Source organism: Georgenia phoenicis (assembly GCF_047302425.1).
GTDB lineage: Bacteria > Actinomycetota > Actinomycetes > Actinomycetales > Actinomycetaceae > Oceanitalea.
This window is the reverse complement of the sequence record NZ_CP154855.1, coordinates 327,819-351,401: the sequence shown is the minus strand read 5'-3', so window position 1 is coordinate 351,401 and position 23,583 is coordinate 327,819. Positions and strand designations below refer to the sequence as shown.

Annotated in this window: 19 protein-coding genes; 9 read left to right on the top strand and 10 right to left on the bottom strand. The window is 71.9% G+C overall.

The genetic code is table 11. From position 1 onward, the window contains the following. Positions 1 to 43: 43 nt before the first annotated feature. Positions 44 to 541 carry a beta-class carbonic anhydrase gene (locus AA0005_RS01755; protein WP_413451711.1) on the top strand — a complete coding sequence of 166 codons (498 nt, stop codon included), beginning with the start codon at positions 44 to 46 and terminating at the stop codon, positions 539 to 541. 42 nt (positions 542 to 583) lie between these two features. On the opposite strand, the gene AA0005_RS01750 is transcribed toward AA0005_RS01755, so the two are convergent. After that, complete coding sequence (locus tag AA0005_RS01750; protein ID WP_413451710.1) at positions 584 to 2,035, bottom strand: CCA tRNA nucleotidyltransferase; 1,452 nt, start codon at positions 2,033 to 2,035, stop codon at positions 584 to 586. A 130-nt stretch (positions 2,036 to 2,165) separates the two neighbouring features. Between AA0005_RS01750 and AA0005_RS01745 the strand changes: the two genes are divergently transcribed. The 7 genes from AA0005_RS01745 (at position 2,166) to AA0005_RS01715 (ending at position 12,672) form a co-directional block, all read left to right on the top strand. Beyond that, positions 2,166 to 2,687, top strand: coding sequence for an NUDIX hydrolase (locus AA0005_RS01745; protein WP_110853897.1), 522 nt, complete (start codon positions 2,166 to 2,168; stop codon positions 2,685 to 2,687). Continuing rightward, the gene (locus AA0005_RS01740) at positions 2,684 to 4,822 is read left to right on the top strand and encodes a DUF6049 family protein (protein ID WP_413451709.1); all 2,139 of its coding nucleotides are present in this window, start codon (positions 2,684 to 2,686) and stop codon (positions 4,820 to 4,822) included. Before AA0005_RS01745 ends, AA0005_RS01740 begins: the two co-directional genes overlap by 4 nt. Next, positions 4,819 to 8,859: a murein biosynthesis integral membrane protein MurJ gene (locus AA0005_RS01735; protein WP_413451708.1), complete on the top strand. Its 4,041-nt coding sequence runs from the start codon at positions 4,819 to 4,821 to the stop codon at positions 8,857 to 8,859. Before AA0005_RS01740 ends, AA0005_RS01735 begins: the two co-directional genes overlap by 4 nt. Positions 8,860 to 8,925: 66 nt before the next feature. Then, positions 8,926 to 9,930, top strand: coding sequence for a thioredoxin-disulfide reductase (trxB, locus tag AA0005_RS01730; protein ID WP_413451707.1), 1,005 nt, complete (start codon positions 8,926 to 8,928; stop codon positions 9,928 to 9,930). Beyond that, positions 9,927 to 10,265, top strand: a complete 339-nt coding sequence (trxA, locus tag AA0005_RS01725; RefSeq protein ID WP_413451706.1) for a thioredoxin — start codon at positions 9,927 to 9,929, stop codon at positions 10,263 to 10,265. Before trxB ends, trxA begins: the two co-directional genes overlap by 4 nt. 77 nt (positions 10,266 to 10,342) lie before the next feature. Next, entirely contained in the window at positions 10,343 to 11,677 is a 1,335-nt protein-coding gene (locus AA0005_RS01720; protein WP_413451705.1) for a PLP-dependent aminotransferase family protein, read from the top strand. Between the two features lie 17 nt (positions 11,678 to 11,694). Beyond that, complete coding sequence (locus AA0005_RS01715) at positions 11,695 to 12,672, top strand: D-alanine--D-alanine ligase (RefSeq protein ID WP_413451704.1); 978 nt, start codon at positions 11,695 to 11,697, stop codon at positions 12,670 to 12,672. A gap of 21 nt (positions 12,673 to 12,693) precedes the next feature. Here AA0005_RS01715 and AA0005_RS01710 read toward each other — a convergent pair whose 3' ends face one another. From AA0005_RS01710 to rpmH, 9 genes are all read right to left on the bottom strand, one after another. After that, positions 12,694 to 13,941: a ParB/RepB/Spo0J family partition protein gene (locus AA0005_RS01710; RefSeq protein WP_413451703.1), complete on the bottom strand. Its 1,248-nt coding sequence runs from the start codon at positions 13,939 to 13,941 to the stop codon at positions 12,694 to 12,696. Next, positions 13,934 to 14,971, bottom strand: a complete 1,038-nt coding sequence (locus AA0005_RS01705; protein WP_413451702.1) for an AAA family ATPase — start codon at positions 14,969 to 14,971, stop codon at positions 13,934 to 13,936. The genes AA0005_RS01710 and AA0005_RS01705 overlap by 8 nt, the downstream gene beginning before the upstream one ends. A gap of 1,637 nt (positions 14,972 to 16,608) precedes the next feature. After that, on the bottom strand, positions 16,609 to 17,916 hold the full coding sequence (locus AA0005_RS01700) for an ISL3 family transposase (RefSeq protein ID WP_413451701.1): 1,308 nt from the start codon (positions 17,914 to 17,916) through the stop codon (positions 16,609 to 16,611). A 499-nt stretch (positions 17,917 to 18,415) separates the two neighbouring features. Beyond that, on the bottom strand, positions 18,416 to 19,063 hold the full coding sequence (rsmG, locus tag AA0005_RS01695) for a 16S rRNA (guanine(527)-N(7))-methyltransferase RsmG (RefSeq protein ID WP_413451700.1): 648 nt from the start codon (positions 19,061 to 19,063) through the stop codon (positions 18,416 to 18,418). Between the two features lie 13 nt (positions 19,064 to 19,076). Beyond that, complete coding sequence (locus tag AA0005_RS01690) at positions 19,077 to 19,559, bottom strand: protein jag (protein ID WP_413453050.1); 483 nt, start codon at positions 19,557 to 19,559, stop codon at positions 19,077 to 19,079. Positions 19,560 to 19,696: 137 nt separating this feature from the next. Next, positions 19,697 to 20,884, bottom strand: a complete 1,188-nt coding sequence (gene yidC / locus AA0005_RS01685; protein WP_413451699.1) for a membrane protein insertase YidC — start codon at positions 20,882 to 20,884, stop codon at positions 19,697 to 19,699. 12 nt (positions 20,885 to 20,896) lie between these two features. After that, the gene (yidD, locus tag AA0005_RS01680; protein WP_413451698.1) at positions 20,897 to 21,232 is read right to left on the bottom strand and encodes a membrane protein insertion efficiency factor YidD; all 336 of its coding nucleotides are present in this window, start codon (positions 21,230 to 21,232) and stop codon (positions 20,897 to 20,899) included. Then, entirely contained in the window at positions 21,229 to 21,558 is a 330-nt protein-coding gene (gene rnpA, locus AA0005_RS01675) for a ribonuclease P protein component (RefSeq protein ID WP_413451697.1), read from the bottom strand. Before rnpA ends, yidD begins: the two co-directional genes overlap by 4 nt. Before the next feature lie 24 nt (positions 21,559 to 21,582). After that, positions 21,583 to 21,720, bottom strand: a complete 138-nt coding sequence (gene rpmH, locus AA0005_RS01670) for a 50S ribosomal protein L34 (protein WP_413451696.1) — start codon at positions 21,718 to 21,720, stop codon at positions 21,583 to 21,585. Positions 21,721 to 22,001: 281 nt separating this feature from the next. Between rpmH and dnaA the strand changes: the two genes are divergently transcribed. Next, entirely contained in the window at positions 22,002 to 23,426 is a 1,425-nt protein-coding gene (gene dnaA, locus AA0005_RS01665; protein WP_413451695.1) for a chromosomal replication initiator protein DnaA, read from the top strand. Positions 23,427 to 23,583: the final 157 nt, after the last annotated feature.

Sequence of the window (23,583 nt, the reverse complement as noted above, 5' to 3'; positions counted from 1 at the left end):
CCCGACGCGAAGGACGACGGCGCGGCGGAGTACCGTCGCCGCCATGACCGAACCCTTCGCTGACCTGCTCGCCGCGAACGCGCGCTACGCCGAGGACTTCTCCCTCGCGGGCTTCGACGGCGTCGCCCGGGCGGGCGTCGCCGTCGTCACCTGCATGGACTCGCGGATCGACCCGCTCGGGATGATCGGCCTCGAGCCGGGCGACGCGAAGATCCTGCGCAACCCCGGCGGCCGCGTCACCGACCAGGTGCTCGTCGCCCTCGTGCTCGGGACGAACCTGCTCAACGTCGACCGCGTGCTCGTCGTCCACCACACCCGGTGCGCGATGGCCTCCCGCTCGGAGGAGGAGCTGCAGGCGGAGATCGGCCGTCTCCAGGGGCAGGACGCGACGTGGATGTCGCTCGGCGTCATCACCGACCAGGTCCAGTCGATCCGCGCGGAGGTCGCCAAGGTGCGCTCCCACCCGCTCATCCCGGACACCGTGGCCGCCGGGGGCTTCCTCTACGACGTCGACACCGGCCTCCTCCAGCCCGTCGAGTAGCCCCCACGCCTCTCACGCCGACAGTGCCCGGGCGGGACGGGGTCAGTCCTGGTTGGCGGCCCACCAGGCCTCGAGGGCCTCGCGGGCGGCGTCCTCCCCGAGCGGCCCGCGCTCCATGCGCAGGTCGAGGAGGAAGCGGTAGGCGCGGCCCACCACCGGGCCGGGCGGGACGCCGAGGATCGCCATGATCTGCTCGCCGTCGAGGTCCGGCCGGATCCTGGCCAGCTCCTCCTCCTCGGCGAGCGCCGCGATGCGCTCCTCGAGGTCGTCGTAGGCCGCGGCCAGCCGCATGGCCTTGCGGCGGTTGCGGGTCGTGCAGTCTGCGCGGGTGAGGCGGTGGAGCCGCTCGAGGAGCGGGCCGGCGTCGGTGACGTAGCGGCGCACCGCGGAGTCGGTCCACGCGCTCTCCCCGTAGCCGTGGAAGCGCAGGTGCAGCTCGACGAGCCGGGACACGTCCTTGATCGTCTGCTTGTCGAAGCGCAGCGCCTTGAGCCGCTTGGCCGCCATCCGCGCGCCGACGAGCTCGTGGTGGTGGAAGCTGACCCCGCCGCCCGGCTCGAAGCGCCGGGTGGCCGGCTTGCCGATGTCGTGGAGCACCGCGGCCAGGCGCAGGACGAGGTCGGGGGCGGGCACCGGCCCGTCGGGGCCCGTCTCCATCGCGACTGCCTGGTCGAGGACGACGAGAGTGTGCTCGTAGACGTCCTTGTGCCGGCGGTGCTCGTCGACGGTGCGCTGCAGCTCGTCGAGCTCGGGGAGCACGACGGCGGCGACCCCCGTGTAGACCATGAGCTCCAGGCCGCGGCGGGGCCGCTCGGTGAGGAGCATCCGCTCGAGCTCGGCGCGCACCCGCTCGGGGGAGACGATCGCCAGCCGCTCGGCCATCGCCGACATCGCCGCCATCGTCCCGGGCTCGACCTCGAAGCCGAGCTGGGCGGTGAAGCGCACGGCCCGCATGATCCGCAGCGGGTCGTCGTCGAAGGACTGCTCCGGCTCCACCGGCGTGCGCAGCACCCCGGCCCGCAGGTCCTCGAGCCCGCCGTGGGGGTCGACGAAGGTGAGGGCGGGCAGGCGCACCGCCATCGCGTTGACGGTGAAGTCGCGGCGGGTGAGGTCGCCCTCGAGGGTGTCGCCGTACTCGACGACAGGCTTGCGGGAGTCGGCCTCGTAGGCCTCGGTGCGGTACGTCGTCACCTCGACGACGACGTCACCCTTACGTGCCCCGATCGTCCCGAACTCCTTGCCCACGTCCCAGTGGGCGTCGGCCCAGCGGGCGAGCAGCCGCTCGGTGTCGTCGGGCCGGGCGGAGGTCGCGAAGTCGAGGTCGTGGCTCACCGTGCCGAGGAAGGCGTCGCGGACGGGGCCGCCGACGAGCGCGAGCTCGTGGCCGGCGTCGGCGAAGACGGTGCCCAGCTCGAGGACGGCGGGCGGCAGCGAGGTGAACGCGGCGGCGGCCGTGCGAGCGAGCGCGGAGGTCGAGTCGTTGGCGGGCGGCACTTGCCACAGCCTGCCACGTCGACGACGGCGGGGGCCACGTCGCCGGGACGGGCGTCGGTCACGTCCCGGATGTGCCGCCGTCGTGCGCGTGACCGCCGCATCCCCCAGGTCAGTTGATTATGGTGACCTCATGTCCGCCGTCCCCTCGCCGCGTCGGCGCGTCCCTGCGCCGCCGCGTCCGCGCGCCGCGCCGCCTCGCTCGACGCTGCTGCCGGTCGTGGACGAGACCTCGGCCGGGGGCCTGGTCGTGCGGGTGGAGGACCGGCAGGCGTTCACCGCCGTCATCGCCCGGCGCAACAGGGGCGGGCGGCTGGAGTGGTGCCTGCCCAAGGGGCACCTCGAGGGCGAGGAGACCCCCGAGGAGGCCGCCGTCCGCGAGATCGCGGAGGAGACCGGCATCACCGGGCGGGTGCTGCGCCACCTCGCCACCATCGACTACTGGTTCTCCGGTGACGACCGCCGGGTCCACAAGGTCGTCCACCACTACCTCCTCGAGGCCACCGGCGGGGAGCTGACGATCGAGAACGACCCCGACTGCGAGGCCGAGGACGTCGCCTGGGTCAGCCTCACCGAGGTCGCCTCGCGCCTCGCCTACCCGAACGAGCGGCGCGTGGTCGCCACCGCGAGGGACGTGCTGGCCGGACGCGCATGAACACCACCTGGACCTCGTCCGGGGCCGGCCCGCGAGCGCTCGTGCTCCTGCTGCTCGCGGCGATCCTCTGCCTCGTGCCCACCGCCGCCACCGCGACCACGTCGGACCCGACGGCGGACGACGTCGCGGTCTCGCTCACCGACATCGCCCCCGCCGTCCTCACCCCCGGTGAGGAGCTCGTCGTGCGCGGCACGGTGACGAACGGTACCGACAGCGAGATCGTCGTGCCGGAGCTGCGGCTGCGCGCCCAGCAGAGCACCCCCATCAGCCGGTCCCTCCTCGAGCGGTGGCTCGACCCGACGTCCCGCTCGGCCACGACCCTCCTGCACGCCGAGCGGCTGGAGGAGCCGCTCGCGCCGGGCGCGACGGCCGACTTCACCCTCACCGTCCCGCCGGAGGCCGTGCCCTTCTCCACCGGGTACGCCGGCTGGGGGCCGCGCGGCCTGGAGGTGACCGTCCACGAGGCCGACACCTCCCGTGCCCCGGACCTCGCGGCGGCGCGCAGCTTCCTCCTGTGGTGGCCGGACCTCGAGGTGGAGACGATGCCGCTGGCCGTCCTCGCCGCCGCCTCGCCCACGGCACCGGAGCGGGCGACCGCTCAGGAGACCGGCACCCGCCTCGACGTCGTCGCCGCCGACCGCCTCGAGCCGCTCCTCGCCGCCCTCGACCGTCCCGACGTCGACCTCGCCGTCGACCCGTCCCTGCTCGTCGACGTGCCCGCCGTCGTCGACCTCACCGCCGGTGAGCCGGCGGACGCGGAGCCCACCGAGGACCCCACGGACCCGGACACCGCCCCGAAGACCACCCTGCGCAGCACGGTCCGCGACTTCGCCGACGCGCCCGGCCGCGCCGTCCACGCCCTGCTCTGGGCGGACGCCGACGCCTCCGCGCTCACCCACGCCGGGCGCACCGACCTCATCGCGGACGTCGCGTCCGCCCGGGACGCCGCCCTCGAGGGGCTGGGCCTGACCGCCGGCACGGGCCTGGCCTGGCCCGCGGCCGAGGCGCCCGACGCCGCCACCCTCAGTGCTCTCTCCGCCGCCGGTGCCGCCTCCGTCGTGCTGCCGAGCACCGGCCTGGCGGCCACCTCCCAGCTCACCTACACGCCCTCCGCGCGCGCCGACGTCGCCGTCAACGGCACGACGCTGCCGGCGGTCCTCACCGACGAGCGGCTCTCCGCGCTGCTCAGCGGGACGCTGCTGCCGATCAACCCGGACACGGACGGTCCCGTCGCCCTCGACCCCCTCACCGCCCGCCAGTACCTCCTCGCCGAGACGGCCGTCGTCGCCCGCGAGCGCCCCGCGGACCGCCGCGACCTCCTCCTCACCCTGCCCCGCGACTTCGCCGGTGACCCCGCGGTCCTCGGTGAGCAGCTCGACGCGCTTGCCCAGGCTCCCTGGCTCGAGCGGGTGGGGCTCGCCGAGATGCTCGAGCGGGAGGCGCCCGAGCTCGAGCGGGAGAACCTGCCCGAGACGGTCGTCGAGGACGGTGAGGTCGGCGCCGAGGAGCTGGACCGCGTCACCGAGGTCCTCGCCCGGACCACCGCCTTCGCCGGTGTCCTCGAGGAGCCCGAGGTGCTCGTCGAGCCGGTCCGCACCGCCCTGCTCGAGGTGACCTCGGCGGCCTGGCGGGACCGGCCCGGCACCCGCGGCGAGCTCGTCGACGCCGCCGAGGAGGCCTCCGGGGAACGGCGCGGGCTCGTCGCCGCCCGTCCCGGCAGCACGCTCAACCTCATCAACGAGGAGGCGCACATCCCCGTCGCGGTCACCAACGAGATGTCACGGCCCGCGACCGTCGTCGTCCACCTCAACCCCCGCGACGCACGCCTCGTCGCCGACGACGACGTCACCCTCGAGATCCCCGCCCAGCAGTCCGCGACCGCGCAGGTGCCCGTCCACGCCGTCGGCAGCGGGGACGTCGTCGTCGACGTCGTCCTCGCGGCCCCCGACGGCGCGGTCATCAACGAGCCCACCGAGATCCAGGTGCGGGTGCGCGCGGACTGGGAGACGGTGGGCACCGCCGTCGTCGCCGGCCTGCTCGTCGTCATGCTCGTCGCCGGCCTCGTGCGGACGGTGCGCCGCGCGCGCCGCCGCGGACCGCTCGGCACCGCCCAGCCCGAGGAGAGCAGCGCATGAGCGAAGGACGTCGCGGCCTGGCCGGCTCGGCCGCGGTGATGTTCTCCGGAACGCTCGTCTCCCGGCTGCTCGGCCTGCTCCGCAACATCGCGCTCATCGGCGCGATCGGCCTCACCGGCGCCGCGAACTCCTTCTCGGTGGCGAACAAGCTGCCCAACGTCGTCTACATGCTCGTCGCGGGCGGCGTCCTCAACGCGATCCTCGTCCCGCAGATCGTTCGCGCGATGAAGCAGCGCGACGGCGGCGACGAGTACGTCAACCGGCTGCTCACCATGGCCGGCGCCGCGCTCCTCGGGCTCACCGTCCTCCTCACTGCCGGGGCGTCCCTGCTCGTCACCGTCTACGCCTCCGAGCTGGACCCGGCGTGGTTCGACATCGCCGTCGCCTTCGCCTTCTGGTGCGTGCCGCAGCTGTTCTTCTACGGGATGTACACGCTGCTCGGCCAGGTGCTCAATGCGCGCGGCAACTTCGGGCCGTTCATGTGGGCGCCGGCGCTCAACAACGTCGTCGCGCTCGTGGGGCTCCTCGCCTACATCGTCGTCTTCGGCGGGCGGATGACCGGCGCGCACGAGGACCCGGCGGCGTGGGACGGGCTGCGCATCGGGGTCATCGGCGGCACCGCGACCCTCGGCGTCGCCCTCCAGGCGCTCATCCTCATCGTCCCGCTGCACCGCTCCGGCTTCCGCTTCCGGCCGCGCTGGGGCCTGCGCGGCTCCGGGCTGGGCCGGGCGAGCAAGGTCGCGACCTGGGCCTTCGCCAGCCTCCTCGTCGCCCAGCTCGGCTTCATCGCGATCTCCAACCTCGCGGCCGCTGCCGCAGACCGCGGCGAGGGCTTCATCCCCGGCAACGCCGCCTGGGACAACGCGAACTTCCTCTACCTGCTGCCCCAGTCGCTCATCACCGTCTCGCTCGTGACGGCGCTGTTCACGCGCGTCTCCGGCTACGCGGCCTCCGGTGAGACAGCGAAGGTGCGCGACGACCTGTCCCTCGGGCTGCGGACGATCGCCGTGTTCACCATCTTCGCCAGCGGCGCCCTGGCGGTCCTCGCGCTGCCGCTCGTCCAGGTGGCCTCGCTGACGATGACGGTGCCGGAGGCCCAGGGCACCGCCCGGGTGCTCGTCGGCCTGCTCGGCGGCATCGCCGCCCTCGGTGCGTTCACCATGATCCAGCGGGTCTACTACGCCTTCGAGGACACCAAGTCCCTCTTCAAGCTGCAGGTCCCGCTCACCGCGATCGTCATCGTCGGCTGCCTCGTGTCGATGCTCCTGCCCCCGGAGTGGTGGCTCGTCGGCGCGGCCGTCGCCAATGCGGCCTCCAACGTCGTCGGCTCCGTCGTCGCCTACCTCGCGCTGCGCCTCAAGCTGCCGAGCCTCGACGGCGGGCGCGTGCTGCGCAGCCACCTGCGCATCGTCCTCGCCGCCACGCCCCCGCTCCTGCTGGGCTGGCTGCTCCTCCACGTCGTCGGCCCGGTGTCCACGGCCGAGTCCGACGTCGCCCGCGCGGCCCAGTCGCTCGTCAAGGTGGCGCTGGTCGGCGGACTCATGGGCGTCGGCTACCTCCTCATGCTGCGGCTGCTCAAGGTCTCCGAGCTCGACGTCATCCTCACGCCCGCGCTGCGCGTGCTGCGGAAGGTGGCGGCACGGGTGCCGGGCCTGCGCGGGTGGGCGGGGGACGCGGGGACGCCAGTCAGTACGATGGGCCCGGACGACAGGGGCCCGGGACCGGGACCGGACAGAGGGAGCAGGACGCTGGACGACCACGGACCGGGTACCGCACCCACACTCGAGCAGGGCACGCTGCTGTCCGGGCGCTACCTCCTCGACCGCGAGCTCACCCCCGTCCTGCCCGGCACCGCGCTGTGGCAGGGACGCGACGAGATCCTCGAGCGCGAGGTCCGCGCCCTCGTGCTGCCCTCGACGACCGGCGCCTCCGCCGAGACACTCGACGCAGCGCGCCGCGCCGCCCTCGTCGACGACCCCCGCCTCGAGCGGGTGCTCGACGTCGGCGCCCACGAGGACCACGCCTTCGTCGTCACCGACGTCGCCGGCGGCCCCTCCCTCGCCGAGATCGCCACCGCCGGGCCCATGGCGCCCGAGCAGGCCCGCGCCGTCGTCGGCGAGGTGGCCAGCGCCCTCGAGGCGGCCCGCCGCCGCGGCGTCCACCACCTCCTCCTGCTGCCCTCGGCCGTGCACGTGACGGCGGACGGCCAGGTCCGGCTCGGCGGCCTCGGCGTCGCCGCCGCCTACCTCGGCATCGACCAGGACCCGATCTCCGCCGCCCAGGTCGACACCCTCGGCCTCGTCCGCCTTCTCTACCTCGCCCTCACCGGCACCTGGCCCGAGCCCGACGACGGACCCGAGCTCGCCGCCCAGGTCCCCGCCGCGCCCGTCGTGGCCGGCGTCCCCGTCGCGCCGAGCAGCCTGCGCGACGGCGTCCCCGCGGACCTCGGGGCGCTGTGCACCCGCAGCTTCGCCGGGGAGGGCCCGCGCACGCCGAGCGAGCTCATCCGCGAGCTCGCCCCGTGGCGCGACATCAACGTCGAGGCCCTGACGAGCGACCGCCCGGTGTGGCCGCTCACCGCTGGTGGCGTCGCGGCGGCCGGTGCTGCGGCGACGGTCGCCGGTGCCGGTGCGGCCGCTGCGGCCGTTCCGGGTGCCGCCGCGCCGGTCGTCCCGGCCACTGCCGGGGCCCCGGTCGCGCCGGCCGAGGAGCCCGCACCCGAGGAGCCGGCGGAGCTGCCGACGTCCGGGGAGCAGCAGGCCGCCTCCGAGCAGCCCGCGCCCGAGGAGCCGGCCGCAGTCGAGCCCGCTGCCGAGGAGACGCAGACCCCCTCGGGCGAGGTCGAGCCCGCGACGACGGCGGCTGAAGCGGCCGCCCCCACCTGGGACGAGGTCGTCGCCGACACCCCCGACCAGGCCGCCGACCGGACCCCCGCGCTCGACACGAGCGGCTGGCAGCCGCGCCCGGTGCCGAGCGGCGCCGGCGCCCCCGAGGACTTCACCGCCGTCGTCGCCCCCGAGGACGACGCCGCCACGACCTCCGCCGCCCGCCACCCGCGCGGCTCGACCGTCACCGCGACGATCGGTGCCGGTGTGGGCGGGGCGGCCTCCGCCGTCGCCGACACCACCCGCAAGGGGGTCGACGCGCTGCGGCAGCGCCTCTCCGCCGGCGCCGGCAAGGTCTCCGCAGCCGCGGCGGCCCGCGCCGCCGAGCGGGAGGCCAGAGCCGAGCAGGAGCTGGCCGAGACCCGGGAGGCGGACGTGCGCGCCGCCGTCGAGCACGGCCGGGTGCCCGCCGACCCGCCGCGCCCGGAGCCCGCGGCCGCGCCCACCCCGCAGACCCAGGACCGCTCGTGGGAGTCCGTGGTCGCCGAGGAGCCCGAGCGCGAGCCCGGCGCGCCGGTACCCTTCCGGGAGCGGCACCTGGACCCGACGCCGATCGTCCTCGCGGTCGCGCTCGTCGCCCTGCTCATCGGCGCGATCATCGCCTTCCGCACCATCACCGCGGCCCCGGACAACTACGTCGCCCCCGAGCCCACCCGGGCCCCCGCGACCCAGGAGGCCACCGAGCCGGAGCAGCCGGAGCCCGAGGAGACGGCGCCGCCGGCCGCCCCGCCCGTCGTCGCCTCCCTCGCCCCGCTCGACCCCGAGGGCGACGGCGCGGAGAACCCCGAGCTCACCCCGCAGGCCCTGGACGGCGACCCGAACACCTACTGGCGCTCCCGCTCCTACGTCGACCCGCAGTACGGCATGAAGACCGGGATCGGCCTGCACGTGGCGCTCCAGGAGGCCACTCGCGTCTCCGCCGTCACCGTGGACCTCATGGGCCAGGGCGGGAACGTCGAGATCCGGGCCACCGGTCCGGACACCCCCACCGAGGGCGAGGTCCTCGCGTCCGGCCCCATGGGCCCGGCGACGACCTTCACCTTCGCCGAGCCGGTCGAGACCGACAGCATCGTCCTGTGGTTCACCTCGCTGCCCGTGGCCGACTCCGACGGCCGCAACCGCATCGAGCTCGCCGAGCTCACCGTCCAGTGACACCGGAACAAATCCGGGCCTCCGGGCCTTGACCTGAGCAGCACCCCCGAGCGACGAAGGACTTCCATGACGAGCACCACCCCGACCACCCTGCACGAGGTCGTCATCGTCGGTTCCGGCCCCGCCGGCTACACCGCTGCGATCTACGCCGCCCGCGCGAACCTCGCGCCCGTCGTCATCGCCGGCGCCGTCACCGCCGGCGGCGCCCTCATGAACACGACCGAGGTCGAGAACTTCCCCGGCTTCCCCGAGGGCGTCATGGGCCCCGAGCTCATGGACAAGATGCAGACGCAGGCGGAGAAGTTCGGCGCCACCGTCGTCTACGACGACGCCGTGTCGGTCGACCTCGCCGGTGACGTCAAGACCGTGACGACGGCGGAGGGCGACACCTACCGGGCCCGCTCGGTCATCCTCGCCAACGGCTCCGCCTACAAGGAGCTCGGCCTCGAGGGGGAGAAGACCCTCGGCGGGCGCGGCGTCTCCTACTGCGCCACCTGCGACGGCTTCTTCTTCCGCGACCAGCACATCGTCGTCGCCGGCGGCGGGGACAGCGCGATGGAGGAGGCCACCTTCCTCACGAAGTTCGCCTCCAAGGTGACGATCGTGCACCGCCGCGACGAGCTGCGGGCCTCGAAGATCATGGCCGACCGCGCGATGTCGAACCCGAAGATCGAGTTCGCCTGGAACAGCGAGATCACCGCGATCCACGGCACCGAGAAGGTCACCGGCCTCACCCTGCGCGACACCGTCACCGGTGAGGAGCGCGAGATGGACGCGACCGGCCTCTTCGTCGCCATCGGCCACGTGCCGCGCACCGACATGCTCGTCGGTCAGGTCGAGCTGGACGAGAACGGCTACATCGTCGTCACCTCCCCCTCCACCGCCACGAGCGTGCCCGGCGTCTTCGCCTGCGGCGACGCCGTCGACCACACCTACCGCCAGGCCATCACCGCGGCCGGCACCGGCTGCGCCGCCGCCCTGGACGCCGAGCGCTACCTCGCCGCCCTCGGCGAGGCCGCCGAGCCGGCCACCGACGCCTCGCAGACCCCGCAGGGCGCCGTCTCCCTGTGAACGGCTCCTCCCCCTCGGTGGCGCAGGTGACCGACGACACCTTCGCCACCGAGGTGCTCGGCGCGAGCGGCCCGGTCCTCGTCGACTTCTGGGCGCCCTGGTGCCAGCCCTGCCTCAAGCTCGCGCCGGTGCTCTCCGAGCTCGCCGCCGACTACGGGGACCGGCTACGCGTCGTCGCCGTCGAGGTCGACGAGAACCCGGACACGACGCAGGCCTACGGGATCGAGTCGATCCCCACGCTCCTGCTCTTCCGGGACGGCGAGCTTGTCTCCTCGATCGTCGGTGCCCGCCCCAAGCCGACCCTCGCCGCGGAGCTCGCCGCGCTCGTTCCCTGACACGGTGCGCGGGATCGGGGCGCGGGCGGCGTAGCCTGGCAGACGCGTCGACGAGCGCGCAGGAGGAGGCACACCACATGACGAACCCCGAGCCCCGGACCCCCGGCAGCGAGCGTGCTGCCGCCGGAACACGGCTGGACCCGTGGTTCGACTCCTACGCAGAGCGCGCCCACGGGATGCGCTCCTCGGAGATCCGGGCGCTCTTCGCCGTCGCCAGCCGCCCCGAGGTCGTGTCCCTCGCCGGCGGCATGCCGAACATCTCCGGGCTGCCGATCGACTTCCTCGCCGACATGACGGCCAAGCTGCTCCGCGACCGTGGGCCCGAGGCGCTGCAGTACGGCAGCGGCCAGGGCGAGGTCGCGATGCGCGAGCAGATCGTCGAGGTCATGCGCTACGACCACGTCCACGCCCACCCGGACGACGTCGTCGTCACCACCGGGTCGCAGCAGGCGCTGGACCTCGTCACCGAGATCTTCATCGACCCGGGCGACGTCGTCGTCGCGGAGGCCCCGAGCTACGTCGGCGCCCTCGGTGTCTTCCGCGCCTACCAGGCCGACATCGTCCACGTGCCGATGGACGGGGACGGGCTGGTCCCCGAGGAGCTCGAGGCGACCCTGCGGCGCCTCAAGGCCGAGGGCCGGCGGGTGAAGATGCTCTACACCGTGCCGAACTTCCACAACCCCGGCGGCGTCACCCTCACCGAGGAGCGCCGGCCGCAGGTCGTGGAGATCTGCCGCCGCTACGGCGTCCTCATCCTCGAGGACAACCCCTACGGGCTGCTCGGCTTCGACGGCGACCCGATGCCCTCGCTCAAGAGCTACAACCCCGACGGCGTCGTCTACCTCGGGTCCTTCTCCAAGACCTTCGCACCGGGCTACCGGGTCGGCTGGGCGGCGGCACCGCACGCCGTGCGGGAGAAGCTCGTCCTGGCCAGCGAGGCGGCCATCCTGTCGCCCTCGCGCTTCAGCCAGCTGTCGATCACCTCCTACCTCGAGGGCTACGACTGGTACGGCCAGGTCAAGCAGTTCCGCGAGGAGTACCGCACCCGCCGCGACGCGATGATGTCGGCGCTCACCGAGTACCTGCCCGAGGCGAGCTGGACCGTGCCCACGGGCGGCTTCTATACGTGGGTGACCCTCCCGCCGGGCCTCGACGCCAAGGCGATGCTGCCGCGCGCGGTGACGAACCTCGTCGCCTACGTGTCCGGGACCGCCTTCTACGCCGACGGGCAGGGCGCCGACCACATGCGTCTGTCCTTCTGCTACCCCACGCCGGAGCGCATCCGGGAGGGTGTGCGTCGCCTTGCCGGGGTGGTGCGCGCCGAGCTCGAGCTCACCGAGATGTTCGGGACGGCCGGCACGCGCCCTCCGGGCGAGCACCTCGTCGACACCCCGAGCCCGGACCAGGCCTGAGACAGAGCGGAGCCACGATGACCACTGCCGAAACCGTGCCGAACGACCTGCGCGTCCTCGTCCTCGCCGGCGGGCTGTCCCACGAGCGTGACGTGTCGTTGCGCTCGGGCCGCCGCGTGGCCCAGCTGCTGCGCGACGCCGGCCTCACGGTCGAGGTCCGCGACCTCGACGCCGACCTCCTGCCCCACCTGCGTGAGAACCGCCCCGACGTCGTCCTCCCGCTGGTTCACGGCTCCACCGGGGAGGACGGCTCGATCCGCGGGCTCCTCGAGCTCCTCGACATCCCCTACGTGGGCAGCACCTCGGGCCCGTGCCGCCTGGCGTCGCGCAAGCCGGTGGCCAAGGCGATCGTCAGCGCCGCGGGTGTCGCCACGCCGGCGTTCGTCACGCTGCCGCGCGGGCTGTTCCACGAGATCGGCTCCGCCCCGGTGCTGTCGACCGCCGTCGCCGGGCTCGGGCTGCCCCTCGTCGTCAAGCCCGAGGACGGTGGCTCCGCGCTCGGCGTGACCGTCGTCGAGCGCACCGAGGACCTGCCCGACGCGATGGTCGCCTGCTTCTCCTACGGCAACGCCGCCCTGGTCGAGCGAGCTGTCGTGGGCACGGAGGTGGCGGTGTCCGTCGTCGAGACCGCGGACGGCCCCGTCGCGCTCCCACCGGTCGAGATCGTCACCGAGGGGCCCTACGACTACGACGCGCGCTACAACGCGGGCCGGACCGAGTACTTCGTCCCGGCGCGCCTGGACGAGGAGACCGCTCGGGCGGCGTGCGAGGCCGCCGTCGCCGCGCACCGGGCGCTCGGTCTGCGGGACCTGTCCCGCACCGACCTCGTCGTCGACGCCGAGGGTACCCCGTGGTTCCTCGACATGAACGTCGCCCCCGGGATGACCGAGACCTCGCTCTACCCGCAGGCGGCCCAGGCATACGCGGCGCAGGGCGGCCCGTCCTTCACCGAGCTGCTCGTCGACCTCGTGCGGAGGGCCGCGGCCCGCGCCTGAGTGTCAGGCGCGGGCGGCGGCTCAGGACGCTGCGCCGTCGAGCGGGGGACGCTCGACCGAGGGCGCGAGCACGTCGAGGATCCGGTTGAGGTCCTCGATGCTCGCGAACTCGATGTTGATCTTGCCCTTGCGCTGACCCATGCCGATCTTCACGCGGGTGTCGAAGCGGTCGGACAGCCGCGTGGCGATCTCGTTGAGCTCGGCCGTGTAGGCCCCAGCCCGCGGACGACGGCGCATCTCGGGCGCCGTGGGCTCGTCACCGAGCGCGACGATCTCCTCCGTCGTGCGCACACTCAGCCCCTCGGCGACGATGCGCTGGGCGAGACGCTCCATGGCCGCCGGGTCCGAGAGCCCCAGGAGGGCGCGCGCGTGGCCGGCGGAGAGGATGCCGGCGGCGACCCGGCGCTGCACCAGCGGGGGGAGCTTGAGCAGGCGCAGGGTGTTGGAGATCTGCGGGCGCGAGCGTGCGATGCGGGAGGCGAGCTCCTCGTGTGTGCAGGAGAAGTCCTCGAGGAGCTGCTGGTAGGCGGCGGCCTCCTCGAGCGGGTTGAGCTGGGCCCGGTGGAGGTTCTCGAGCAGCGCGTCGCGCAGGAGGTCGTCGTCCTCGACCTCGCGGATGATCGCGGGGACGGTGGTGTTGCCGGCGAGCTGGGACGCGCGCCACCGGCGCTCGCCCATGATGAGCTCGTAGCGGGCCTCCTCGCCCTCGGGCAGGGCGCGCACGACGATCGGCTGCAGGACGCCGACCTCGCGGATGGAGGCGGCAAGCTCCTCGAGCTCGTCCTCGTCGAAGACCTGGCGCGGCTGGCGCCTGTTCGCGACGACCTCGCCGACGGGGATCTCCGCGAAGCTCGCCCCCGGGACGGGCACGAGCGTCTCGTCGGAGGCGGACTCGTCCGCTGCGACCGGTTCGACCGGTGCAGGCGCCTCGACGGCTGCCGGAGGCTCGGTCACGGCCGGCTCGGGCGTCGCCGCGCTGCTTCCTGCGGGCTTCCGGCGCGGGGTGACGGCGTCCTTGGGGATGGAGGCGCGCTTGCGGGACTTCGCCGGGGTGGCCGTGGCGGCCGCGGCACGCGGCTTCTTCGGTGCGGGGGCCTCTGCACCCGTGTCGGCCGCGCGGGTCTCGCGCTCGGCGGGCGCAGCGGCACCGCGGGACGGGGGCTCCGCGCGCTGGTCCGGGAAGAAGACGTCCACCGGACGACCCTCCGTGGGGGCCGTTGGAATCAGCGCACCGAGACCCTTGCCCAGGCCGCGTCGCTTCTCACTCATGGACATCCTCCGTACGCTGCGCCGCTGCGGGCTGTTGCTGTGCTGATGTGGGTGTGGGCTCGGCGCGCGCCGCGAGCTCCTGCGCGGCGGCCCGGTAGGCGAGCGCGCCGGTCGAGGTCGGGTCGTAGGTGAGCACGGTCTGCCCGTACGACGGAGCCTCGGAGATCCTCACCGACCGTGGGATCGAGACCTCGAGGGTCTGCTTCGGGAAGTGGGTGTGGACCTCGTCCGCGACCTGTCGGGACAGGTTGGTGCGCTTGTCGAACATCGTGAGGAGGATCGTCGACACGTGTAGCGTGGGGTTGAGGTGGCCCCTGATGAGCTCGATGTTCCGCAGGAGCTGGCTCAGTCCCTCGAGGGCGTAGTACTCCGACTGGATGGGGATGAGCACCTCGCGCGCGGCCACGAAGGCGTTTACCGTGAGGAGTCCGAGGCTCGGCGGGCAGTCGATGAAGACGTAGTCGTACCTGTCGGCGGCATCCTGGCTCTCGAGGAGGCTGGTGATCGCGTTTCGCAGCCGGTTCTCCCGCGCGACCATCGAGACGAGCTCGATCTCCGCCCCCGAGAGGTCGATCGTTGCTGGCGCGCAGAACAGGCCGTCGAGGTCGGGGCACGGCTGGATCACCTCGGCGAGAGGCACGTCGTCGATGAGCACCTCGTAGGTGGACGGCGTGCCGGCGTGGTGGTCGATCCCGAGCGCGGTCGAGGCGTTACCTTGCGGGTCGTTGTCGATGACCAGGACTTTCAGCCCTCCGGTGGCGAGGGCCGCAGCAAGATTAACCGTGGTCGTCGTCTTGCCGACGCCGCCCTTCTGGTTCGCCACCGTGAGGATCCGCGTCCGGCGCGGCTTCGGGAAGGACTTGCCCTCGAGGGCGATGCGGCGCCTGGCGTCCTCCGCGAGCTGGGCCGCCAGGGGCGTGGAGTCGTCGAAGTCGTCGAGCCCCCCGAGGATACTCTGCGCCCTCCGGTCCTCATGCTCCTCCGCTGCGGCTTGGCCTACCGTAGCGGTCGTGTCGTCCGACTCGGTCACACGTACCCCTTGATCGCTGTTGTCACGCGCCCTGGCCTAGCCTAGTGCTTGCTCGCGGACAGTCCGACCGTCCCGCGCCGCACGTGGACAAGGCGCTGGTGATGGTTTCACGTGGAACATCGCTCGGGCGGTCAAGCGCACACGCACACCGCGCCGTGACATGGCCGACGGCCTGCAGCCGCGCGCAGCCGTCTCCCTCTGGCCTGCTCACTGCACGTCACACTTCCAACCGCAGTACGACACTCTGTCTCGAGAGTCGGGTGTCGTGTGGGCCAGGGCTGAAGCGGACTCTGCGCTGCAGGCCGCACCGGAGAGGCTCGCAATCTCACGCGCGCCACGTCCTGCTTTGCGCAGAGCAGGTCCTCAGCGGCGCTCCATTCCTGTCGCGCTCCTAGCGAAGGACGTCGTCTCAGGGCGACGGTTCTCCCTCCGCGACATCCACGGTCGAGCGCGCCCCGCGGAGGCTGATCCCCCACGTGTTTGCCGATGCGTGACCAGCCCGCACGACCTGCTACGTACCGATGTCCACTCGCGCCGGCGTCCGTGCGGCCCTCGCTGCATGATCGTGCGTGGGGAGCCGACGGTCTCAGCTCTGCAGTGAAACAGGACGGTACCTCCACGTTCGCGCGACCGACGTGAGCTACTGCGTCCGCCACGCACGACGGCCTGCCGTAGTCGGCGACCCGGGCCCGCAGAGATTGCGTTTCACGTGAAACCCCACCGCGTCGTCCGCCAGTGTCTGGTCGGCAGGGAGCACAACGACTCTCCTGGCGCCCCCGGATCGTCCGCTCCGTGCCCTGCACATCCATCGGCGCGCGTCGTTCAGATCCGGTTGTGTAGTGACGGCCTACTTCTGTCGGCCTGCTCCAAGCCACAACGCGACCGACCACCGTTTCACGTGAAACTCCGAGGCCCGACTAGACCCGGTTCGGAGTCCGGACCCAGTAGCCGCGCGGGACGCCGACACCGTCAGCGCACCGACGCTCTGCGCCTCCGCTCGAGGTTGCGTGACGTCCCGCGGCCACGTTGACGCGTCCCCCCACGCAAACGCTAACGGGCCACCTGCTGCAGAGCTCAATCGGCAGCTCTCCGTCACGGCCAATACTCGCGACTAAGTTGGGCGCCATGTTTCACGTGAAACGGCGACGCTGCCGCGCGAGGCGCACTACGCCATACGACGCCCAGTGAAGCCTCGGTCGCTAGAAGAGCGTTAGCGGGAAGAGCTCAAGACGTGCCCACGCCGAAAGCGATCCGCGTTCCACGTGAAACACCCCGTGTGCAGGACTGGCAGGCGGGATGCGCCGCTTGCGCGAGACCGCCGATACGGGCCGCGTTGGTCGCACCGGCTCGCACGCCGATCGGCTCCGGGCGCTCTGAACCAATGCTCAGCCCGTGAACTCTCGTGAGCACGACCGAGGATTGATTAAGGCCCGTGTGCGGACCTCGAACTCGGTCACTCCGGCGACGTTCCATCGCGTCGACAGCCCGGCTAGAACGGGCGCGCCCGGCCTGGGGGACGTCCCATCCATGCATCGCCAACCGTGGAGGTCCACGGGATCCGGGATCATCTGCCTGCTGTCGGGCGCGTACAGTCCGCGAGCGCCAGGCACGAGGAGGTTTCACGTGAAACGGGCTCTTCACAATTGACGGTGTAGTCGGGGTCTGAATCCGCCGGTCTCCAGGAGTGCTCGGGCGATGTAGTTGGTGAGGTTGCGGAAGCCGAGGGCGGAGCCGCGCAGGTGTTCGAGTCGTCCGTTGATCGCCTCGGTGCGGCCGTTGCTCGTGCCGGGCCGGTCGAAGTAGGCCAGGACGTCGGCGGCGCGCTTCTTCAGGGTCCGCCCCAGGGTGCGGACCTCCTCCAGCGCGGCGGGAACACCGGAGCACACCAAGGTGATGAGCGTGGCCAGGAGCGCTCGGCCGGCCTGGCGGTACGGTGCGCGGTAGGCGGTGATCATCTGCTGGTAGACGCCCCAGGTGGCCTCGACCTGAACGTGCTCCTCGGCCGCGAAGAGCGCCTCGATCCTCGACCGCTGCTTTTCGGTGAGCAGGTCGGCACCGGTGTGCAGGGTGCGCCGGGCACGGTAGAGCGGGTCGGCGGCGCGTCCTCGGTGGCCGTGGAGGGCTTGCTGGACGCGGCGCCGGCACCGGTCCATCGCATCACCGGCCAAGCGCACCACGTGGAAGGGATCCATCACCGCGACAGCGTCGGGAAGCTCCTCGGTGGTGGCGGTCTTGAAGCCGGTGAAGCCGTCCATCGCCACCACCTCCACGCCCTTGCGCCAGGACTCGCCCCGGTCGGTGAGCCACTGCTTGAAGGCCTGCTTGGACCGGCCCGGGACCATGTCCAGCAGCCGGGAGGGCCCCGTGCCGTCGCGGATCGGGGTGAGGTCGATGATGACGGTGACGTACTTGTCGCCCAGGCGGGTGTGGCGCCACACGTGCTCGTCCACGCCGACGACTCGCACGTCGTCGAAGCGGCTCGGATTGCTGATGAGCAGGCGTCTGCCCTCGGCCAGGACTGCGGCGTTGGCGGTGTTCCACGACACCGCGAGCCCTTCCGCGACGCGTGCGACGGTCAGGTGCTGGCACACCAGGGCCTCCAGCGCCCAGCGCACCCCGCCGCGAGAGATCGCCGCCCGCGGCTCAGCCGCCGCGGTGGTGTCCTGACGCCACACGTGCCCACACTCGGTGCACCGGTAGCGGCGCACGGTCACCAGCAACGTGGTCGGCCGCCAGCCCAGCGGCTCGTGCGCCAGCCGCCGGGTCACCGTGTCGCGCGGTGCGCCCTCACAGCCGCACCGGCGGCACCACTCATCGGGCTCGGTGACCCGGCAGGCGAGCACCGCCCGATCGGGCTCGACCAGTTGGCCCACGACCTGCAGGCCGAGGTCGTCCAGGCGGGTGAACGTGGTCAGGTCCGGGCACGTGAAGGTAGCGTCGAGCACGTCGAGGTCTTTCGGGTGGCTGGCGTAGGAACCTCCATCATCGGAAGACCTCGACCCCTATCCGACGAGCGACGCGCTGACGCCCTCTACACCCTCATCTGCGAAGAGCCGTGAAACGCAACGCGTCGGGCCTGGCTGGGTGTGCAGCCTTGGATCGATCCGAGGGGCGGCCACGTCAGAGTCGTCAGCACGCGCTCGGGTCGCCCGAACTCGACTCACCCATGACACAGCTAGCCTCAATCCTTGACCCGGCCCAGTCCGCATCCGGTCGGCTGCGGTGGAGTCGGCCCGGCACGGCTCCATTTCGCGCGACCCGGTTCGGTCCGGGCCAGATCGATTCCCGGCTGGTTCAGAGAAGCGTTTCACGTGAAACGACTTCCAATCGAAGGCGCACGTCAGATGCACCGTGCGGCCGCCCGCCGTCAGCACATCAGCCCTGAGCGCGCTTCCCGCACTGTCCACCCGCACCCGGTGATCAGCGCTTCTGAGCAGTAGCCGATCAGCCGGCTCGTCGTGCGGTCACGACTCGTGTCGGCTCGTCCGTTCCAGCAACCAGCACCTCGTGCACCTCCGTGCCCGCGAGCTTGTGCTTGCGGAGCACCTTGGCAGCGTCCTCAACCTCGAACGCTGCACGCTCACCCTTGAGCGCGACCAGGCTGCCACCGCTACCGATCAGCGGTGCAACCCACGGGACCAGCTTCTTGAGCGCCGCCACCGCCCGCGCGCTCACGACATCGAACTCCTGAGCACCGTGCAGCTCCTCTGCACGGGCGCGGACCACACTGACGTTGCCGAGCGAGAGCGACTCCGCGACGTGCTCGAGCCAGTCCGTCCGACGCTCCATCGGCTCAACGAGGGTGACATCGAGGTCGGGCCTCATGATCGCCACGACCACACCAGGGAACCCAGCACCGGAACCGACATCGGCGAAGCTCGCCCCTTCGGGGACGAAGCGAGTCACCGCGCTCGAGTTGAGCAGGTGTCTGCTCCACAGACGCGGCAGCTCCCGCGGGCCGATGAGCCCGCGCAGCTCGCCCTCAGCGACGAGCAGCGACGCGAAGCGCTCCAACCGGGGCCACGCGTTGCCGAACACCTCGGCGGCGGAGGAAGGGGCCTCCTCCACCGCCGCGGCGTCGTCCTTGGTCATCTACAGGTGTCGACTACTTCGCCGTGATGACGACGTAGCGGTTCGGCTCGACGCCCTCGGAGTCGCTGACGAGCCCGGCAGCGGCAACGGCGTCGTGGACCACCTTGCGCTCGAAGGGGTTCATCGGCTCGAGCGAGACCTTCTCGGTCCCCGCCTTCACCTTGGTGATGGCCTCCTCGGCGACGGCGGTGAGCTCGGCCCGACGGCCGCGGCGGTGTCCGGCGATGTCGAGCATGAGCCGGCTGCGGTCACCGGTGCGCGCCTGCACGGCCAGGCGGGTGAGCTCCTGGAGCGCGTCGAGCACCTCGCCGTCCTTGCCCACGAGCCGCCTCAGCTCGCGGTCCGAGCCACCCTCGTTGACGATCTCCACGGACGCACGCCCGTGGTCGATCGACAGGTCGATGTCGCCGTCGAGGTCCGCGATGTCGAGCAGTTCCTCGAGGTAGTCGGCCGCGATCTCACCCTCCTCCTCGAGGCGCTTGACGCTTGCCGACACGGTCGTCCGCTCGGACGTGGTGGCCTCCTGGGAGGTCTCAGCCTGCTCCGACGTCGTGTCGTCGCTCTGCACGTCTTGCTCGCTCACGGGTGGTTCCTTCTCTCTCGGCCCGTCGACCCCGGGCACTGAACAGGTCTCTACTTGCCCGGCTTGCCCGGGCCCTTGGCCCGTCGCTCGAGCTCGGCCCGACGCTGGGCAGCGCGCTTCGCGTGGCGCTCGGCCGCCCGCTGCTGCGGGGTCTTCCCGTCCTTGGCGCCGGACCCGGCGGGCGCCGGCTCCGCCGGCACGTCAGCCGCGTCGTCGGCGGAGGTCGCGCTCGTCGCGGAAGGCGTGGGAGTGGTCGTCCCAGCGGGACGCTTCTGACGGTCCTTGCGCTTGGGCTGGACCCGCTGGCCGCGCTGGACAGGACGCTCGGGCTCCGGGGGGGCCGGCAGCAGCTCCTCCACGGGCACGCCCTTGCGTGCGGCCTTGCGCTCGAGCTTCGCGCGCTCCCGCTCCTTGAAGCGCTTCTCGGCCTCGGAGCCGGGGGCGGGGATCTTGCGGATCGTGTAGAACTGCTGGCCCATCGTCCACAGGTTCGTCGTGAGCCAGTAGACGAGCACACCGATCGGGAAGGCAACGCCGGAGAAGGCGAAGATCAGCGGCATGAGATACATGAGCATGCGCTGCTGCTTGGCCATCGGGTTGTCCAGGGCGCTCTGCGGCATGTTCTTCATCGTCAGCTGCCGCTGCGTGGTGAAGGTGGTGACCGACATGAGGATCACCAGCACGATCGCGAGGACCCGCACGTTCATCGTCGACGCGGTGAGGAAGGTGTCGGACAGCTGCGCGCCGAGGAGCGTGGACTCCTGGAACTGAGCTGCGGCCGCCGCGTCGATCGGGCCCAGCGGCTGCCCGTCGCGGTACTCGCCCGATGCGATCTGCGGCATCGAATACAGCACCCGGAACAGGGCGAAGAAGATCGGCGACTGCGCGAGGATGGGCAGGCAGGAGGCGAAGGGGTTCGTACCGTGCTTCTGGTAGAGCGCCATCATCTCGGACTGCATCTGCTGCCGGGACGCAGGGTCGTTCTTCCCCTTGTACTTCTTCTGGAGCTTCTGCAGCTCCGGCTGCAGGACCTGCATCCCGCGCGATGCCTTGATCTGCTTGAAGAACAGCGGGATGAGCAGGATGCGCATGACCACCGTCAGGCCGACGATCGACAGCGCCCACGTCCAGCCGCTGGCGGGGTCCATCCCCGCGAAGGTCCACAGCTCGTGGAAGAGGTGGAGGATCCATGCGACGACCCACTTGATGGGGTACAGGATCGTGTCAAAGGCACCCATGTGGGTCGTCTCCTAGAAGTCTTCCGGCGCGTCGTTCACACGCGCCCCACCGGCAGCTACACCGAGGGTACGTGCTTGCGCGGCGCGTCTTGACCACGGCATCGGGTCCCCGGCCGGCGGGACGTGGTCGACCCCGCCCCTGCTCCACGGGTTGCAGCGCAGCAGTCGCCACCCTGCGAGAACAAGTCCGCGTACCGCTCCGTGGCGGCGCAGCGCCGTCACCGCGTAGGCGGAGCAGGACGGGTAGTAGCGGCACGACGGGCCGAACCAGGGGGACACGACGAGCTGGTATCCCCGCACGAGCAGGGCCAGACCCCGTCCGACCAACCCACCGACTCTCGTGCTCATCGTCGACCCTGCCGACGGCGTGCCCCGCTCAGCGCGGCGTCGAGGTCGGCACCGAGGGCCTCGCTCGTCGCCCGGCGGGCAGCAGGAAGCGCCCGCACGACGAGCTTCTCGCCGTCGTGCAGGTCGCTGATGCGGCTCGCGAGCAGCCCGCGCAACCGGCGCTTGACCTGGTTGCGCTCGACCGCGTTGCCGACCGCCTTCGACACGACGAGACCGGCGCGGGGCGCGTGTGCCTCCGCCCCGGTCCCGAGGTGGACGACGAGCCGGCGAGTGCCGCTGCGGGCACCACCGCGCACCGCGTCGGTGAAGTCCTCCGACCGACGCATTCGGTGCTGCGGCGGCAGCACGGCTCAGGCCGAGAGCTTCTCGCGGCCCTTGCGACGACGGGCCGCCAGGATGGCGCGCCCGGCGCGCGTGCGCATGCGCAGCCGGAACCCGTGCACCTTGGCACGCTTCCGGTTGTTCGGCTGGTAAGTCCGCTTGCTCACGGCAGTACTCCAAAACGTCGGTTGTCTACGCTGCCGCTGGGCAGCAGATGCGCGGCTGGGCCGCTCCTCCGGACTACGAAACCGGTGCGCAGGCACCACGGAAGAGCCGTCAGGACGGCTTGGTCACGATACGCGAGCGGGAGAAGGCCGGTCAATCCGACCTCCCCGGTGCAGAGTATGCCGTCCCTCACGCCCTTCTACACATCTGTGGATATCTATGTGGATCGAGGGACGAGGTGCGACACTCGTGCCAGCCATCGACCCTGCGTGAGAGGACTGCTGTGCCCGAGAACGACGACATCACCGACGTCTGGGCACGTGCCGTGGACATCCTCACCGAGAGTGGGGACATCGGTGGCGCGCAGCGCGCCTTCATCCGGCTCACGCGGCCGCTCGGAGCGGTCGACGGCACCCTGCTCCTCGCCGTCCCCAGTGACTTCGCCAAGGACTTCCTCGAGACCCGCGCCCGGGTGGCGCTGACCGAGGCGCTCACCGAGGCCTCGGGATCGGCCGTCCGCTTCGCCGTCACCGTCGACCCCACGCTCGAGGAGACGAGCCCTCGGGTGCCCAGCGCCGCGACCCCCGACGACGCTCCCGCGCCCCCGCCCACCCCGCAGGAGACACGGGCCGCCGCGCGCCGCGCCTCCGCCGTCGCCGAGGCCGACGCCGCCCGGCTCAACCCGAAGTACACCTTCGAGACCTTCGTCATCGGCTCGAGCAACAGGTTCGCCCACGCGGCCGCGACCGCCGTCGCCGAGTCGCCGGCCCGCGCGTACAACCCCCTGTTCATCTACGGCGGCTCGGGACTGGGCAAGACCCACCTGCTCCACGCGATCGGCCACTACGCCCGCAGCCTCGACCCGAGCGTCCGGGTGCGCTACGTGAACTCCGAGGAGTTCACCAACGACTTCATCAACTCGATCCGCGACGACAAGGCCGAGGCCTTCCAGCGCCGCTACCGCGAGGTCGACGTCCTCCTCATCGACGACATCCAGTTCCTCCAGGGCAAGGAACAGACGATGGAGGAGTTCTTCCACACCTTCAACACCCTCCACAACGCCAACAAGCAGGTCGTCATCACCTCCGACCTCGCGCCGAAGCAGCTCAACGGCTTCGAGGACCGGATGCGCTCCCGCTTCGAGTGGGGCCTGCTCACCGACGTCCAGCCGCCGGACCTCGAGACGCGGATCGCGATCCTCCGGAAGAAGGCGAACAACGAGAACCTCGAGATCGACGACGCCGTCCTCTCCTACATCGCCTCCCGGATCTCGACGAACATCCGCGAGCTCGAGGGCGCGCTCATCCGCGTCACCGCCTTCGCCAACCTCAACCGGCAGCCGGTCGACGAGTCGCTCGCCGTCATGGTCCTCAAGGACTTCATCACCGACACCGAGGGCGAGGAGATCACGCCGACGCTGATCATGGGGCAGACGGCCGACTACTTCTCGATCTCGATCGACCAGCTGTGCAGCGCCGACCGCTCCCGCGTGCTCGTCAACGCCCGGCAGATCGCCATGTACCTGTGCCGCGAGCTCACCGAGCTGTCCCTGCCGAAGATCGGTCAGCTCTTCGGCGGCCGTGACCACACGACTGTCATGCACGCGAACCGCAAGATCCGAGAGCAGATGGCGGAGAAGCGCTCGACCTTCAACCAGGTGACCGAGCTGACGAACCGGATCAAGCAGAAGGCCCGCACCGGCGGCTGAGCCCTTCGGGCGCCGGGTGCAGGTGGAGGCGGTGTGGCGTGGCCACACCGCCTTCCCGCGTTCACTCGACGCCGACGGCGGCCGCTGGTGACCGCTCCACGAAGGAAATCGCCGCGGCGGGCCAATGCACAGTTGTGGACAAGCCTGTGGATTGACG